Source organism: Bacillus sp. FSL W8-0519, from assembly GCF_038005585.1.
Taxonomy (GTDB): Bacteria; Bacillota; Bacilli; order Bacillales; family Bacillaceae_G; genus Bacillus_A; species Bacillus_A paranthracis.
Genome location: NZ_JBBOTL010000001.1, coordinates 3,850,216 through 3,866,480, shown reverse-complemented (window position 1 = coordinate 3,866,480; position 16,265 = coordinate 3,850,216). Strand labels below are relative to the sequence as shown.

21 protein-coding genes are annotated in these 16,265 nt (G+C 34.1%); 14 read left to right on the top strand and 7 right to left on the bottom strand.

What is annotated here, in order from left to right:
- Positions 1 to 59: 59 nt before the first annotated feature.
- A complete protein-coding gene (locus NST14_RS20115; RefSeq protein ID WP_000393331.1) occupies positions 60 to 221 on the top strand; it encodes a YvrJ family protein in 162 nt (53 codons plus the stop codon).
- A 30-nt stretch (positions 222 to 251) separates the two neighbouring features.
- On the opposite strand, the gene NST14_RS20110 is transcribed toward NST14_RS20115, so the two are convergent.
- Complete coding sequence (locus NST14_RS20110; protein ID WP_000258438.1) at positions 252 to 1,028, bottom strand: 3-hydroxybutyrate dehydrogenase; 777 nt, start codon at positions 1,026 to 1,028, stop codon at positions 252 to 254.
- Between the two features lie 195 nt (positions 1,029 to 1,223).
- On the opposite strand from NST14_RS20110, the gene NST14_RS20105 reads away from it, so the two are divergent.
- From NST14_RS20105 to NST14_RS20090, 4 genes are read left to right on the top strand one after another with little or no spacing between them, the layout of a single operon-like run.
- Complete coding sequence (locus NST14_RS20105) at positions 1,224 to 1,556, top strand: PadR family transcriptional regulator (RefSeq protein ID WP_000107963.1); 333 nt, start codon at positions 1,224 to 1,226, stop codon at positions 1,554 to 1,556.
- A complete protein-coding gene (locus tag NST14_RS20100; RefSeq protein WP_074531981.1) occupies positions 1,556 to 2,323 on the top strand; it encodes a DUF1129 domain-containing protein in 768 nt (255 codons plus the stop codon). Before NST14_RS20105 ends, NST14_RS20100 begins: the two co-directional genes overlap by 1 nt.
- 13 nt (positions 2,324 to 2,336) lie before the next feature.
- Positions 2,337 to 3,098, top strand: coding sequence for a DUF1129 domain-containing protein (locus tag NST14_RS20095; RefSeq protein ID WP_061535561.1), 762 nt, complete (start codon positions 2,337 to 2,339; stop codon positions 3,096 to 3,098).
- Positions 3,099 to 3,149: 51 nt separating this feature from the next.
- Positions 3,150 to 3,449: a hypothetical protein gene (locus tag NST14_RS20090; RefSeq protein WP_001190636.1), complete on the top strand. Its 300-nt coding sequence runs from the start codon at positions 3,150 to 3,152 to the stop codon at positions 3,447 to 3,449.
- Positions 3,450 to 3,464: 15 nt separating this feature from the next.
- Here NST14_RS20090 and NST14_RS20085 read toward each other — a convergent pair whose 3' ends face one another.
- Positions 3,465 to 4,082, bottom strand: coding sequence for an ImmA/IrrE family metallo-endopeptidase (locus NST14_RS20085; protein WP_074531983.1), 618 nt, complete (start codon positions 4,080 to 4,082; stop codon positions 3,465 to 3,467).
- A 160-nt stretch (positions 4,083 to 4,242) separates the two neighbouring features.
- On the opposite strand from NST14_RS20085, the gene NST14_RS20080 reads away from it, so the two are divergent.
- The 3 genes from NST14_RS20080 (at position 4,243) to NST14_RS20070 (ending at position 6,408) form a co-directional block, all read left to right on the top strand.
- The gene (locus NST14_RS20080) at positions 4,243 to 4,536 is read left to right on the top strand and encodes a DUF3928 family protein (protein ID WP_000288327.1); all 294 of its coding nucleotides are present in this window, start codon (positions 4,243 to 4,245) and stop codon (positions 4,534 to 4,536) included.
- 107 nt (positions 4,537 to 4,643) lie between these two features.
- Positions 4,644 to 5,093: an NUDIX hydrolase gene (locus NST14_RS20075; RefSeq protein ID WP_000540525.1), complete on the top strand. Its 450-nt coding sequence runs from the start codon at positions 4,644 to 4,646 to the stop codon at positions 5,091 to 5,093.
- A 139-nt stretch (positions 5,094 to 5,232) separates the two neighbouring features.
- Positions 5,233 to 6,408 (top strand): acetyl-CoA C-acetyltransferase, encoded by a 1,176-nt coding sequence (locus NST14_RS20070; RefSeq protein ID WP_000552083.1) that lies wholly within the window; start codon positions 5,233 to 5,235, stop codon positions 6,406 to 6,408.
- A gap of 29 nt (positions 6,409 to 6,437) precedes the next feature.
- Here the strand turns inward: NST14_RS20070 and NST14_RS20065 are convergent, their stop codons facing one another.
- Entirely contained in the window at positions 6,438 to 7,190 is a 753-nt protein-coding gene (locus tag NST14_RS20065) for an AAA family ATPase (RefSeq protein ID WP_000567994.1), read from the bottom strand.
- Positions 7,191 to 7,200: 10 nt separating this feature from the next.
- Complete coding sequence (locus NST14_RS20060) at positions 7,201 to 7,470, bottom strand: hypothetical protein (RefSeq protein WP_000059970.1); 270 nt, start codon at positions 7,468 to 7,470, stop codon at positions 7,201 to 7,203.
- Positions 7,471 to 7,618: 148 nt separating this feature from the next.
- Here NST14_RS20060 and NST14_RS20055 point away from each other — a divergent pair, with 148 nt between their 5' ends.
- The gene (locus NST14_RS20055) at positions 7,619 to 8,347 is read left to right on the top strand and encodes a DUF4184 family protein (RefSeq protein WP_061535559.1); all 729 of its coding nucleotides are present in this window, start codon (positions 7,619 to 7,621) and stop codon (positions 8,345 to 8,347) included.
- A gap of 36 nt (positions 8,348 to 8,383) precedes the next feature.
- Positions 8,384 to 9,148: a hypothetical protein gene (locus tag NST14_RS20050; RefSeq protein ID WP_000973892.1), complete on the top strand. Its 765-nt coding sequence runs from the start codon at positions 8,384 to 8,386 to the stop codon at positions 9,146 to 9,148.
- 46 nt (positions 9,149 to 9,194) lie between these two features.
- On the opposite strand, the gene NST14_RS20045 is transcribed toward NST14_RS20050, so the two are convergent.
- Entirely contained in the window at positions 9,195 to 9,626 is a 432-nt protein-coding gene (locus tag NST14_RS20045) for a DUF3997 domain-containing protein (RefSeq protein WP_000758783.1), read from the bottom strand.
- Between the two features lie 132 nt (positions 9,627 to 9,758).
- Here NST14_RS20045 and NST14_RS20040 point away from each other — a divergent pair, with 132 nt between their 5' ends.
- The 3 genes from NST14_RS20040 to NST14_RS20030 all read left to right on the top strand — a co-directional run bounded on the left by NST14_RS20040 (position 9,759) and on the right by NST14_RS20030 (position 11,061).
- On the top strand, positions 9,759 to 10,214 hold the full coding sequence (locus NST14_RS20040; RefSeq protein WP_000769088.1) for an RDD family protein: 456 nt from the start codon (positions 9,759 to 9,761) through the stop codon (positions 10,212 to 10,214).
- A gap of 174 nt (positions 10,215 to 10,388) precedes the next feature.
- Entirely contained in the window at positions 10,389 to 10,487 is a 99-nt protein-coding gene (locus NST14_RS20035; protein WP_000145656.1) for a hypothetical protein, read from the top strand.
- 64 nt (positions 10,488 to 10,551) lie between these two features.
- The gene (locus NST14_RS20030; RefSeq protein WP_000218426.1) at positions 10,552 to 11,061 is read left to right on the top strand and encodes an SDR family NAD(P)-dependent oxidoreductase; all 510 of its coding nucleotides are present in this window, start codon (positions 10,552 to 10,554) and stop codon (positions 11,059 to 11,061) included.
- 55 nt (positions 11,062 to 11,116) lie between these two features.
- Here the strand turns inward: NST14_RS20030 and NST14_RS20025 are convergent, their stop codons facing one another.
- Positions 11,117 to 12,217 (bottom strand): ABC transporter ATP-binding protein, encoded by a 1,101-nt coding sequence (locus tag NST14_RS20025; RefSeq protein ID WP_000818923.1) that lies wholly within the window; start codon positions 12,215 to 12,217, stop codon positions 11,117 to 11,119.
- Positions 12,218 to 12,479: 262 nt separating this feature from the next.
- On the opposite strand from NST14_RS20025, the gene malL reads away from it, so the two are divergent.
- Positions 12,480 to 14,156, top strand: coding sequence for an oligo-1,6-glucosidase (malL, locus tag NST14_RS20020; protein ID WP_080450174.1), 1,677 nt, complete (start codon positions 12,480 to 12,482; stop codon positions 14,154 to 14,156).
- A 40-nt stretch (positions 14,157 to 14,196) separates the two neighbouring features.
- Here malL and NST14_RS20015 read toward each other — a convergent pair whose 3' ends face one another.
- Positions 14,197 to 15,957, bottom strand: a complete 1,761-nt coding sequence (locus NST14_RS20015) for an alpha-glycosidase (RefSeq protein WP_000910090.1) — start codon at positions 15,955 to 15,957, stop codon at positions 14,197 to 14,199.
- Between the last annotated feature and the right edge of the window lie 308 nt (positions 15,958 to 16,265).

Sequence of the window (16,265 nt, the reverse complement as noted above, 5' to 3'; positions counted from 1 at the left end):
TTTTCTATGCCTAAATGTGTTCTTTTTTCTTATTTATATAATGAAAGGAGGAGAAAAAGATGGAAGAGTGGATCAAGATGATAGGTAATGTAGGGTTTCCAATTGTTGTAACATTATATTTACTTCATCGAATTGAAAGTAAATTAGATGGGGTAATTGTTGCAATAGAGAAGTTGCCACGGCAATTACTACAGTATGATGATCCTCGCGATAAAAAATAAAGTTTGCTCTTCGTGAGCAAACTTTATTTTTTATTGAGCAGTATAACCACCATCGATAACGACAGCTTGTCCAGTTATACCTTTAGCTTTTTCGCTCGCTAAAAACATCGCATAATCAGCAATCTCTTGTACTTGTAATAAGCGTTTTTGTGGGACAAGTGGATAAATGACATCCTCTAGAACATTTTCAAGTGGTACATTTCGTGTAGTGGCCAAGTCTTGTAATTGATTCCGTACGAGAGGGGTATCGACATAACCGGGACAAAGCGCATTAACAGTAATTCCGTGAGTAGCCCCTTCTAAAGCGGCAACTTTTGTTAATCCAATTACACCATGTTTTGCGCTATTATAAGCAGCTTTTCCAGCGAATCCAACGAGGCCATTAATGGAAGCTACATTAATAATTCGGCCATATTTTTGCTTTTTCATAATGGGAAAGGCATGCTTAACGGCGATAAAAGGAGCGATTTGCATAATTTTAATTAGTAGCTCGAATTTTTCGGTTGGAAAATCTTCAATTGGTGAAACGTGTTGCATGCCTGCATTATTAATTAATATGTCTAATGAACCGAAATGAGTAACAGTTTGAGAAATGGATGCTTCTATTTCTTCTTCGGATGTAACATCACATTTTAAGCCGATAGCTTGAAAGCCCTCTTTTTGTAGTTGTTCAGCAGCTTCTTTTGCACGTTCTTCAAGACGATCGGTAATAACAACTTTTGCCCCTTCTTTTGCAAAAGCGTTTCCCATTTCATATCCAATACCACTTGCAGCACCTGTTAAAAAAACAACTCGATTTGTAACCATGATGAAAAACATCCCTTCGTAATAAAGTTCTCATATTGCTCTATTTAGAGAGTGGATAAGAAAAATCCTGCAAAGATTTGGAAAAATATTGTTGGCTATCTTGTTTTGCAAAATAGTCTCTGCTATACTATTTTGTAAAGCAAGATACTTACGCTTATCTATCTTGTAAAACAAGATAGTAGGAGGATTTGAATTATGTCGACAAGTCAAATGCTGAAAGGGATTTTAGAAGGATGCTTACTTGCTATTATTTCTGAAGGTGAAATATACGGTTATGAAATGAGTGAGAAGCTAGCAAAGTATGGCTTTACAATGGCGAGTGAGGGAAGTATTTATCCGTTATTAATACGAATGCAAAAAGAAGGATTCATAAAAAGTGTAATGAAGGAATCCCCATCTGGTCCAAAACGGAAGTATTACACGTTAACAGAAGATGGCGAAGATGCACTGGATGAATTTATGGATCGCTGGGAAGCGATGCAAAGTAGTGTGGAACGTCTACTTGAAGGGAAGGGGAGAAGAAAATAATGCTATCAAATGAAGCACGAAAGTTTTTATTAGATATGAGGTTGTTTTTGACTGCAAAGAGTGTGAAAGAAAGCGATATTGAAAGCTTTATTGAAGACGCAGAACTTCATTTAATAGAAGGTGAGAGTAATGGAAAAAGCGTAGAAGAAATTTTCGGAAGCTCACCGAAAGAATACGCAAATGAACTTGTAAAAGTGATGGAAAGAGATAGACAGGAAACGTGGAAGCAAATTGGTTTTACAGTAATGAATATCGTATCGTTTTGGATTATTGCTTCTGTTCTAATAGTAAATAACGGACTATTACAGATGTCACTTATTCAGTGCGTTGGATATAGTTTGTCATTAATTTTAGTTGTGATAGGTCCTAATTTTCTACTTCGCAAAATGACTTTCGTAACAAGTTTTACAAAAACATGGTTTGCTATGTGGTCGTTAGTCATAATCGCACCAATGTTTCTAATAGGGGCTGTAACGATATTAGATGTGATTTATCCTACAAAAATGTTTATATTCACCCAAATGCAAAGTTATATATTAGCTGGTAGTATTTTCATCATTACAGTAGCAATAAATATATATTTTAATGGATGGTTTAAAAACTTATATTTAATCATCCCGCTTTCTATTATGTTAGTGTTTAAAACATTTACATCAGAAGACCTTGTTCCAATGTTATTTCAAATTATATGTTTATACGGAAGTTTGTTTATTTTAATTTTTGTTGAAATTATGATGAAGACGAATAGAAGAGAAGCGATTAAATAAGGGAGGGAGTATCATGCAGATTTCTAAAGAAGGAGAAAAGTTTTTAATCGATACGAAAGTGTATTTAACAACAAAAGGAATGAAAGAAGAAGATGTGGATGCCTTTTTAGAAGATGCAGAGCTTCATTTAATAGAAGGTGAGAAAGAGGGAAAGACGGTAAGTGATATATTTGGTGATTCACCAAAAGAGTATGCGGAAGAATTAGCGAAAGAGATGGAGAAAGATAAAGGCGGGAGTATAAAGAATATTTTAGGAATGATAATTGGTATTGGCGGGTATTGGTTACTTACAAATATTTTATTTGAAAGCCCAAATCATGAATTTACATTAACGAATGTACAATTAATTGGATACCCAATTGTTTTAATGATTACGATTGTAGGAATTATATTTGCTTTTAAAATGTCTTCATTTAAGAGTAAAATAAAAGAATTTAGCATTCTTTATGTGGCATCTTTGCTACCAATTTTATTACTAGTATTATTAATGTTTATGAATAAATGGTATGGGACACCTGTATTACAATTAACGACTATACAAAGTTATATACTAGCTGGAGTTATCTTGTTAGTACTGTTAATTGGGGAAGCGTACATACTTGGCTGGATTGGGATATTAGCTGTTATTGTCCCGCTATTCATTATGTTTGTATTTAAAGAATTAGGGAAGAACAACCCATATTGGGGAATGCTAGAGCCGTTACTTCTGTACGGAAGTTTATATGTATTAATGAGATGGTCTTTGAAAATTGAGGAGAAAAAAACTGTAAGCTAGCTTTATATTAATAGCGAACGAACTGAATTTTTTATTAAGAGGAGAACAAATATGCAAAGTATATTTCTAGGTATATTGTCTATTACATTTTTAGGTTTAACGATTTTTGGGCTATATACTACCTTTTCTAAAAAGGTACACGATGACTATTTCGATACTTTATTAGATGACACATCAGGTTATGTTTTGTTCTTCAGTTTAATAGGAAAGTGGCTGCTCCGGATATGCAAAAAATTATTTCCAAAGAAATATTATATAGAGATTTTTAAAGTAATTGTATTTATGTTTAGTTGTATATTTGCATCCGTTGCAGCCGGAATGTGGTTTATTGATTGGAATCTATTGTTTTAAACAGTAACAAAATCGTTACTGTTTTTTTCTTTGCAATAAAGAGCTTTGTAAAGAGAGAGCTTTTTGTTCGTTCGTTAATAGAGACTGAATATGGACATTTTCAGGGCGAGGGACGATCGGATACATAAGATTTGTTGGAGAAGGATGGTGCTCCGAGCCAGTTGGGGAATGAGGATCTGCGTGAGTAAGTTTTCCGTGAACACGTCTTGTAAATAAAATATGACCAATTTCATGAGCGAGCGTATATATATTTTTCATAGGAGCAGCCGAGTTTGTTAAAACGATATACCCTGTAAGTTGCTGTTGTTTTGCTAAAGAGTAGGCACAGGCAATTACTGCTGTTTCTTTGAAATAATCACTGCCAATATAACAAATGTAAAGGTCGCATGCAGGAGCTTCATTTACACAAGTTTGAAAAAAGGATGCTAATTTTTCCTGACTTTGAATAGAATCTTTATAACTAATTTCACGGTCAGAAAAACGAAAAAGTTCATTTAAAACAATTACTTCTTGAATTTGAAATGTAATGGGGTGCCAAATTGACTCTGCAACTGCTAAATCTTTTGCAATACGGTCATCAGAAATATCGGCGCCTGGCGTAATGCAAATACATATATTGACGTATGGATCCATAAGGAACACCTCAACTGAAAAAATTCTTTCTATAATATATGTTGGGAAAAGATCCTATGTATGGATAAACGCCTTGTTTATTACAAGTCGAAAAAATTTCATAGTTCTATAACATGGTTTGGCTGTCTTTTTGATATAGTAAAGGAAAGGGGGAGAATATATGTATACATTAAAAATCGTTTCAGACAGAGAAGCACTGTATCAATTTGCAAGTTATGTAAGAGTTGTACAAGGGGTGGAAGATGTATATGTAGAGGTGGGAGAACCTTTATATGAACATCCTTTAATGAAATTTTATGTACATATTAAGCTTGAGGAAACATATGAGCAACATAAAGCGTTACAAGAAATAGCAAGATTAGTAGAATTAGGGCGTTTTACATATGTCCATTATCGTAATGATGAAATAGAAGAAGCTTTTGAAGCTGTAAAATATGAAAGTTTTAAGAAATAAAGGTGAAAAAAGGGAGCGAAAGCTTCCTTTTTTCTTTAAAATTACATCAACAAAAGGAGAAAAATTTTGTTATGATAAGGGAGGGTGAGGAAAGGAGAGTTTACATATTGGGGTATATTGAAGAGTTACGCAAAGTCGTTGGTACAAGGCCGCTTATTCTAGTAGGATCAGCAATTATTATCTTAAATGATAATCAAGAAGTATTGCTTCAATATCGTTCAGATACATATGATTGGGGTGTACCTGGCGGGGCGATGGAGCTAGGAGAAACTACAGAAGAAACTGCTCGTAGAGAACTATTTGAAGAGACGGGACTAAATGCGAAAATTATGCAATTTATCGGGGTTCTTTCGGGAAAAGAAGTGTACTTCCAATATCCAAATGGAGATGAAATTTTTAATGTCATTCATCTGTATCAGGGGCATCATGTGAGCGGGGAATTAAGGCTTGACCATGAAGGATTACAGCTTCAATATTTTCCTGTAGATAAGTTACCGAATTTGAATAAAACAACTGAGAGAATTTTACAAAAATTTCTATACGCATTAACAGAATAGAAGGTTAATTCCTTCTATTTTTATTATATTAAATATTTTGATTTTTTAGTATGTTTATAGTATGATAAGTGTAGACATACATCTTATGGAATTTCACCTAAAAACTGACTAGGGTACATAAGAGAGGGGCAAGTGCAAAATGCATAATGTTGTTATTACAGCTGCAGTTCGTTCGCCAATTGGAACTTTTGGGGGAGCGCTAAAAAATGTAACGCCAGTAGAATTAGCTGTTCCTGTACTTCAGGAAGCTGTAAAACGAGGCGGGGTAGAACCACACGAAGTTGATGAAGTGATTTTAGGTCATTGTATTCAAAGAACTGATGAAGCAAATACGGCAAGAACGGCTGCATTAGCGGCAGGATTTCCTGACACAGTTACAGGTTATACAATCCAACGCCAATGTTCTTCAGGTATGCAAGCAATTATGTCGGCTGCAATGCAAATTCAATTAGGTGTAAGTGAAGTTGTCGTTGCAGGTGGAGTAGAAGCAATGAGTTCAAGCCCTTATGCATTAAAACAACACCGCTGGGGACAACGCCTACAACACGGAGAAATTCGTGATACGGTGTGGGAAGTATTAGAAGATCCAATTCATCATATTATGATGGGGGAAACAGCGGAAAATTTAGTTGAACAATATGAAATTACAAGAGAGGAACAAGATGAAGTTGCGCTTCGTAGTCATACATTGGCATTGAAGGCAATCGAGTCTGGATACTTTGACGATCAAATTGTTCCTATTACAATAAAAGAACGTAGAAAAGAAGTAGTATTTTCAAAGGATGAACATCCACGTGCTGACATTACAGCAGAAAAATTAGCAGGATTAAAACCAGCTTTCCGTAAAGACGGATCTGTAACGGCAGGGAATGCATCTGGCCTGAATGACGGAAGTGCGGTTCTAGTATTAATGAGCGAAGAAAAAGCGAAAGAAAAAGGCTTACAACCGTTAGCTAGAATTGTTGGATATTCAGTAGCTGGAGTAGATCCTAAAATTATGGGTATTGGACCAGCACCAGCAATTCGTAAAGGGTTAGAAAAAGTAGATTGGTCATTAGAAGATGCAGATTTACTGGAAATTAATGAAGCTTTCGCTGCACAATACTTAGCTGTAGAGAAAGAATTAGGTTTAGATCGTGAAAAAGTGAATGTAAACGGTAGTGGTGTAGGACTTGGACATCCAATCGGTTGTACAGGAGCTCGTATTACTGTAAGTTTAATTCATGAATTAAAAAGACGCGGGTTAGAAAAAGGAATTGCCTCTCTATGCGTCGGCGGCGGTATTGGAGTAGCATTATTTATAGAAGCACTATAAAAAAGAAGCAGCAATCGCTGCTTCTTTTTTTATGATTCAAATAAATGATGAAATAATCGATCACGATTTTCAAAGAAAAGTTTCGTCGTTTGGTAATGCTCAGTTTCTTCTAATGTGGATTCATGAATCCCTTCTTGTGTTAAAGAATATATAGTGGATTCAGGATAAGCCATTAAAATAGGAGAATGCGTTGCGATAACAAATTGTGAACCTTGTTCCGCTAGTTCATGCATTCGAATGAGCATAGAAAGTTGTCTCATTGGTGATAGAGCGGCCTCGGGCTCATCTAAAATGTATAAGCCTTGTCCTGAAAAACGATTCATAAATAAGGAGAAAAATGACTCACCGTGTGATTGGGCGTGTAGTGAAGTACCACCATATGAGTCAATAATTGGATTTCCACGTGCTTCTGAATCGGCATCCATTTCATCAATATAAGAAGCAACATTATAAAACGATTCAGCACGAAGAAAGAAACCATCGTTTGGTGTATTGAAACTTTTGGAAATTCGAAGATGTTCATGTAAAGATGAATGTGAATCGTTTGTACTAAAACGGAAGTTTTTCGTTCCACCTTCTGCATTAAATCCTAAAGCAATTGCAATCGCTTCGAGTAATGTTGACTTCCCCGTTCCGTTTTCTCCAATAATGAATGTTACATTTGGATGGAAAGCTAGTGATTGTAATGTTCGAATAGCGGGTAAACAGTAAGGATATGCGGAGAAACTAGGGATATTTTCTTTTTTTAATGTGACATTTTGTAAAAAGGGTACGTCAATCAATATAGAAACCTCAATTCATAACGGATTTTGATTCTAAAAAAGCAGCAAATACAAGGGTAAGACAACTTGCAAATAGTATTGTATATTGAAGTGCGCCAAAGCCAAGACCTTCCCAGCCGAAAGTCATTCTCTTCCATATGAAAATAAAAAGAATACTTATAAAACCAACGAGAGCAGGTATATATTTTATAATTTTGTAGTGCTTCCATAGATAGAAGCCAATGTATGTACTTAAAAACAAGGTAAACAGAACAAGAAAAAAGACAAGTGTTAATGACACGTGAATCCCTCCTTATTTTCTGAATATTTTATGTGGATTATATCATTTAAACTATCATATTCCAATGTGAAAATAAATATTGCATGGAGATTATTCATGTCGTTATGATAGTATGTAATCTATTGTAATTATAAAAAGGAGTTAAAACATGCCGTTTACATTTGCACATCCAGCAGCAGTTCTTCCTTTTGCAAAAAAGTATTCTCAACATATTTCAGTAACGGCTCTTATATTAGGTAGTATGGCGCCTGACTTTGAATATTTCCTACACTTTAGACCGTATGGTGTAATTGGGCATACGTGGCTTGGATTCTTATATTTTAATTTACCACTCGTATTTTTATTAGCATACATATATCACTACATTTTAAAAAAGCCGTTTATAACACATTTACCTAAACCATTTGCTGGCTACTATACATATGCAGTAGATGAGAGGTGGGGGCTTTACACAAGGAAAGATTTCTTTGTATTTTGTTATTCAGCATTATTCGGTATGTTAACGCATGTTGTTTGGGATGCATTCACTCATAAGACAGGCTATTTTGTTATGAAAATACCATTATTGCAAAGAGAATGGTACGGTATCTCTGTTTATAAATATATGCAACATGGAAGTACATGTATTGGTTTTCTGTTATTAGTATACGTTTTATGGAAGTGTAGAAATGCAATGGGTAAAGACCTTATTTTAGCTTTGGAAAAAATAAAATATTGGATTTCGGTAATTGTTGTGGCAACTATTATATTTATCGTGCACGCGTTCGTAGATCCCTATTTTCATATTTTCCAAATAGGGGGTATAATAGTATCTGGACTGACAAGTTCGTTTTGTGGACTTCTCATTGTTTCTATAGTTTACAAAGCAAAGGACTAATTAATATTAATGAATGATAGTGTTAGGAGAAATTATATGATGAAAGCATGGAAAAGTATTTTTGTTTTATGTAGTTTTCTTCTTATGTTAAGTGGTTGCTTCCATCAAGAAGAAAAGAAAGCTGAACCGAAGAAGAAAGAATCTATTCCTGAAACAAAAGAATATGGTGGGCGTGAGCTGAAAAAAGTAGGACAAAAAGTGAAAGAAACAGGATGGGGTACTTTTAAATTAGAACAAATTCATTCTGTGAATCAAACATTTGAAGTAGCACCAATGAAAATTCACGTACAAGATGTGAAAGTAATCTCTTTATCGCAGATGAGTAAAGATGCAAAAAATACATTAAAAGTATATACGGCATTAACTCCTGAAGAAGTAAAGCGTAGATTAGGAGATAAAGTCAGTCAAGAAGATGCGGAGTTATATGCATCGCTAAGTGGTACAGAGATTAGTGATACGATTCGTTACGTTGAAATTACATATAAGGTGGAAAATAGCGGGAATAAAAATATACAATTTTTCTCTATGAATGATGTTGCGATTAATGATAAACAACATTTTAAAGTAGCAACGCAAAACTTTTTATATGATGAAGATACGCTCGTTGGTACAAAAAATGTATCAAGGGAAGACTATAAGCCAGGTGAAACAAGAGATGGTATTATCGGCCTAATACTTGATGATGGAAAAGAAAAGGTAAAGGATATTAAATTTACAACAGATAATGTAATCGCAGCAAATACAGAAACGCAAGATGTTGTAAAAGAGCCACAAACTTTTAATATCTCACTTTCTGAGTAAGTTGTTTTTAAATATATGCAAGAAAAAACAGTCAGTGCTCAAACTATTATGCTGACTGTTTTTTCTGTTCTTCTATGTATGAATCTACACTTTGAAAAGGTACCTTAATTTTAAACGCATCTTTTTGTTCATGAAATTGTTTTTCATTATAGGGGCCAAAACGTTTATTATGCTTTACGTCAATAATCCAATAATGCTCGCTTTTTTTATTTGCAATTGCTGCGTCAGGATTATTAGGATCTGACTTTTCCTCAGTTTGTTTTGCAATAATGTATTTATCATCCCAGGCTATGTCTGTAATTTTTGCAGGAATGTATTGTGTGGCATATACAGCATCTTGCGTGGGGAAAAGTTCAAATGCATTTCCAGAAGTACGTATGAGTTCGTATTCATCGTTAATCGTATATGTTATATGATTTGTATTTCCAGCACAACCGGCTAATAGGAATGCGACGAATAGGATTATCCATTTTTTCAATATGGGAACCTCCTTTACAATGCTGTTGTAACACATTGTACAAGAAAAGTAAGAGAAACGCTAGTTTACAATGTTTTTTAGAAGTGGTACGATGAGACGGGTAAAGAAGGATATGAAGGAGTCGACATAAAAATGAAGTTAAAGATGCATCGTCCAGCGCTTGTAATGAACCGCATAGGTGCTTCCCTAATTGACATGTTTTTAATCTCGGTTATGTATGGTGCAGTAGTAGCTGTTATGACTGGAAATTATAGTGCTATTTTTAATCGCTTTAATATTAGTTTTGGCGATTATAGATATGATCTTGCAGTAGTTTTTATATTAATGGCGATATATTTTATTTTGCTACCCTTTATTTGGAACGGTGTAACACTTGGTAAAAAGGTAACGAGAATAAAATTAATTTCATTGAAGAGTGAAAAGTTAACATTACAAACATTAACGATTCGTTTTTTTGTATTGTTATTACCGAACATATTACTGCTTGGAATTCCGATATTATGTAACGTATATATGATGTTATTCCGCAAAGATAATTGTGGTTTTCAGGATTTAATTACAAAAACGAAAGTGATAAGTCTTGTATAACCAAAAGAGACCTTTGTATATACAAAGGTCTCTTTTGGTTATACAAATATATTTTAATGGATATATAATAGGGAAAAAGTTAATCTATATCATTTTCGGATTTAATAGATTGAAAATTAAGAAAATGTTATAATGATTAAAATAATATGTTTATATAATAAGGGGGAAATTGAAATGACTGGAGGTAGCGTAATCTTTTGGGGGATTTTAATTTTCATCGGTTTAGTTTTCGATCAGCGTAATAGTAAGAAAAAAGAAGGAATAAAAAAGTAACCGTTTACAAATGAATAAGCAACTTTTCTTGCTTGCAGACTAATCTCATAAAGGAGTATACTGAATGACGGTAAGACTTATAGAAGGGGTAATGAAAATGAAGCTTGCAGGAAAAGTTGCTATCGTAACTGGCGGTGGCATCGGTATTGGACGTAATACAGCTCTTTTGTTGGCTAAACAAGGCGCAAAAGTAATTGTGACGGACATTGATCAAGAAAGTGGACAAGCAACAGTGGAGGAAATTACGAATCTAGGCGGAGAAGCACTTTTTGTATCCTATAATATGGAAAAACAAGGAGATTGGCAACGCGTAATCAGCATTACTTTGAATGCATTCAGTCGCATTGATATGCTTTTTCAAAATGCTGGTTTATATAAAATAGATTCTATATTTTCACGCCAACAAGAGAACGATTCCAATGTACTTTGTATTAATGACGTATGGATAGAGATAAAACAATTAACGTCATCTTTTATGAAACAGCAAGAAGAAGTGGTGCTAAGTGACTTACCGATTTTCGGTATTATTAGCACGAAAGGACAATCATTTCATACAGTAGAAGCCCTCGTATAATAGTGAAAACCGCCCTCAATATATGTGGACGGTTTTTTTGTATGAAAATTATTTTTTAACGAATGCGTTGTTCGTTTTGACTATCAAAGAAATGCGCTTTATTCATATCAAATGCTAGTTTAATTTGGTCACCAGGTGAAAATGTATGTCTTGCATCAACACGTGCTGCAAAATCTTGATTTCCAAGTTTCATATATAAAATAGATTCAGCACCTAATAACTCAGCAACTTCAATTTTTGTTGTGAAGGCAGTAGATTGTGAAGCTTCTAAAAATAATAGTTCATCATGAATGTCCTCAGGACGAATACCTAAAACAATGTCTTTATTTACATAGCCTTGTTCACGTAATATCTTCATTTTTCCTTCAGTTACTTTAATTTTTGCAGCATTGTCTATAACGAAATCGGTTTCAGTTAATTTACCACGGAAGAAATTCATCGCTGGAGAGCCGATAAATCCACCAACAAAAATGTTTTCAGGTGTTTCATATACTTCTTTTGGAGTACCGATTTGTTGAATTTTTCCGTCTTTCATAACAACAAGACGAGAAGCCATTGTCATCGCTTCAGTTTGATCATGCGTTACATAAATTGTTGTCGTACCAAGGCGGTGGTGTAACTTAGAAATTTCTGAGCGCATTGCAACACGTAATTTAGCGTCTAAGTTAGATAATGGCTCATCCATTAAGAACACTTTCGCGTCTCGAACGATTGCTCTCCCTAACGCAACACGTTGACGTTGTCCACCAGATAATGCTTTCGGTTTTCTATCTAAATATTGTTCCAGTCCTAAAATTTTTGCTGCATCTTTTACACGACGATCAATTTCATCTTTTGGTATTTTTCTAAGTTTTAATCCAAATGCCATATTATCATATACACTCATATGTGGATATAGGGCATAGTTTTGGAAGACCATTGCGATATCGCGATCTTTTGGAGGGACATCATTCATTAGCTTACCATCAATTGAAAACTCTCCTTTTGAAATATCTTCTAGTCCAGCAACCATTCGTAATGTTGTAGATTTTCCGCATCCAGAAGGACCGACAAATACGATAAATTCTTTATCTTGAATGTGTAAATTGAAGTCTGTTACAGCTGTTACATTATTATCATATATTTTATAAATGTTTTCTAATTTCAGTTCTGCCATGGTATTTCCCCCTAGAAATAATTATGCAAACGTTTTCTTTGAGTTCATTATAAACGAATAGATTCAAAAAATAAACAAAAAAATAAAACGTTTTCATGAATTGGAAGAATATTAGTAAATTTCGTATGTTTTCTTAGAAAAATAAGAATAAAAGTTGTAAGCGCTATTTTAAATTAAGATAGAATCTGTTATCATTCATTAATGAAAACGTTTGCGCCTTGAAAAAGAGAAAATCGAATTATGAATGAAATGGGGTAGCATAATGGAAAAACAGTGGTGGAAAGAAAGCGTAGTATATCAAATTTATCCTCGTAGCTTTATGGATAGCAACGGTGATGGCCTCGGGGATCTTCGCGGTATTATTTCAAAGTTAGATTACTTAAAAGAATTAGGGATTGATGTAATTTGGTTATCACCAGTCTATGAATCTCCAAATGATGATAATGGTTATGATATAAGTGATTATTGTAAAATTATGAATGAGTTCGGAACAATGGAAGATTGGGATGAGCTATTACATGAAATGCATGAACGTAATATGAAACTTATGATGGACTTAGTTGTTAATCATACTTCTGATGAACATAATTGGTTTATTGAATCACGTAAATCAAAAGATAATAAATATAGAGATTACTATATATGGCGCCCTGGAAAAGAAGGAAAAGAGCCGAATAACTGGGGAGCAGCGTTTAGCGGATCTGCATGGCAGTATGATGAAATGACAGATGAATATTATTTACATCTGTTTTCTAAAAAACAGCCAGATTTAAATTGGGATAATGAAAAGGTAAGACAAGATGTTTATGAAATGATGAAGTTTTGGTTAGAAAAAGGAATTGATGGCTTCCGTATGGATGTTATTAATTTTATTTCTAAAGAAGAGGGATTACCAGCTGTTGAAACAGAAGAAGAGGGGTATGTTTCAGGTCATAAGTATTTTATGAACGGTCCAAACATTCATAAATATTTACATGAAATGAATGAAGAAGTATTGTCTCATTATGATATTATGACGGTTGGTGAAATGCCTGGTGTAACGACAGAAGAAGCGAAATTGTATACCGGGGAAGAACGAAAAGAACTGCAGATGGTATTCCAATTTGAACATATGGATTTAGACTCAGGAGAAGGCGGAAAATGGGATGTAAAACCATGTTCACTTCTTACTTTAAAAGAGAATTTAACGAAGTGGCAAAAAGCATTAGAACATACAGGCTGGAATAGTCTGTATTGGAATAACCATGATCAGCCTCGTGTTGTATCTCGTTTTGGTAATGATGGAATGTATCGCATTGAATCTGCGAAAATGTTAGCGACGGTGCTTCATATGATGAAAGGAACACCTTATATTTATCAAGGCGAAGAAATCGGAATGACAAATGTTCGATTTGAATCGATTGATGAATATCGAGATATTGAAACATTAAATATGTATAAGGAAAAAGTGATAGAGCGCGGTGAAAATATAGATAAAGTGATGCAGTCTATTTATATAAAAGGCAGAGATAATGCTAGAACACCGATGCAGTGGGATGATAAAGATCATGCTGGATTCACAACAGGTGAGCCCTGGATTACGGTAAATCCTAACTATAAAGAAATCAATGTGAAACAAGCGATCCAAAATAAAGATTCAATTTTTTATTATTATAAAAAGTTAATTGAGTTACGCAAAAATAACGAAATAGTTGTGTATGGATCATATGATTTAATATTGGAGAATAATCCATCTATTTTTGCATATGTAAGAACGTATGGAGAAGAAAAACTTCTTGTTATTGCAAACTTTACTGCGGAAGAATGTGTATTTGAATTGCCTGAGGACATTAGTTATAGTGAAGCAGAGTTATTTATACACAATTACGACGTAGAGAATGGACCGATAGATAACATGACATTACGTCCGTATGAAGCAATCGTGTTCAAATTGAAATAAGAAAAATCCTTATACCACTTTGGTATAAGGATTTTTTTGGTTACCATTTTAATATGGAGAATCCATATGGAGGAAGTGTAACTTGTAATACACTTGCTTCCGCTGAAAATTCTTCGTTTGTATAAATATTAATGATTTTCTTTCCGGTAACATGGAGAGGCAGTGAAGCTGTAATATCACTATTAGTCGGATTTAAAACGAAAAAGATAGTTTCATCTTCATATGTTTTTGTATAAGAAATATAATTATGTTCATCATTTGCTTCAATGAATTGGAAAGTACCATGTCCTCCAAATGCTTTATATTGCTTTCGTAACGAAATTAATGTTTGTACATGTGTAAATAATAGATGATCTTGTTCTTTCGTATCCCAAACCATACATTTGCGGCAATCAGGGTCCATACCGCCATCCATACCAATTTCGTCTCCATAATAAATACAAGGAGAGCCGATGAAAGAAAGGTGGAATACATAAAGTAACTTTAACTTATTTTTATCTCCGTTACATGTTGTCAATATTCTTGGTGTATCATGGCTGTCTAATAAATGAAATGCTGCTTCATTTACATTCATAGAGTAGGAATGTAGAGATTCTATAATTTGTTTCATAAATTCATTTGCCTTAATGGAATTGTTAGCAAAGTAAGACAGTAGAGCGTTTGTAACAGGGTAGCTCATTACAGCATCAAATTGATCTCCTTGTAGCCAAGGAAGTGCATCGTGCCAAATTTCTCCTAAAATATATACTTCAGAATTTAATGCTTTTATCTCACTTCGGAACTCTCTCCAAAATTTATGGTCGACTTCATTTGCTACATCAAGGCGCCAACCGTCTATATTGAATTCTTTTACCCAATAACGCCCTACTTCAAGTAAGTATTCTTTTACATCCGGGTGTGCAGTGTTTAATTTCGGCATATACGGTGTAAACGCGAAAGTATCATAATTCGGAAGTGGCTCAGTTCTAATTGGGAACTCATGAATATGAAACCATTCTTTATATGCTGACTGTTCACCATTTTCTAGTACGTCTTGAAATTTATCGAAAAAGTATCCACTGTGATTGAATACGGCATCGAGCATTACTTTTATACCGTGTGTATGACATGCCTCAACGAGTTCTTTGAATGTTTCTTTTGTGCCAAATTGAGGATCGATTTCCATGTAGTCAATTGTGTCATATTTATGGTTTGAATGTGCTTTGAAAATAGGTGTGAAATATATTCCTGAAATTCCAAGCTTAACAAGGTAATCGAGGTTTTGCATAATACCAGCAAAATCTCCGCCGAAAAAATTAGTTGGAGTTGGTTCAGCGCTTCCCCAAGGAAGGGTGTTTTCTGGATTCAACGTATGATCTCCATTAGCGAACCGTTCTGGGAAAATTTGATACCAAACAGTATCTTTAATCCAGGAAGGTGCTTTGAATACATCATTTGCATGAATAAATGGAAAACAGAAAAAGTTACCAACGTCATCATTTGGAATGCTAGAAAAAAATCCGCGTTCTGCATAAATAAGCGTTTCTGTCTCTGCTTTTAATTCAAATCCATAACGTAAGCGCTTAAATTTTGGCTCGATGGAAATGGACCAATAATCAAATAATGCAGTAGAACCAGTTTTTTTCATCGGTGCACTTGAAGAAATCCACTTCCCGTCTGTCCATTCATAAGGATCACCATAAATAAGATTGGTGCTTTGAACATCGTCTCTTTTCGTACGTATTCGGATATGAATCGTTTTTTCATCGTAAGCGTATGCGTAATTATCTTTTGGCCTATGATAGATGGCGTCTTTAAGCATATAAAAAATCCCCCTTTACTATCTCTATGCATATTGTTCCCTTAAGTATAATAATAAAGCATATGTTGCAAACGATTGCTTTTTGCATAGCTTTAATATTGCTTATAAGAGTAGTATTCATTTCATATAAAGTCAATCTATAAAGAGTGTAGTAATAATATTTTAAAAATTAATATTTGCAAAATGAATAAAAGAATGTATAATGATAGACAAATAGCGCAAACGTTTTCATAGATTGAGATATCGTTTGCGCTTCTATTAAACTATTTAATGCAAACGTTTTCAATTAGTAAGGTACATATACAATT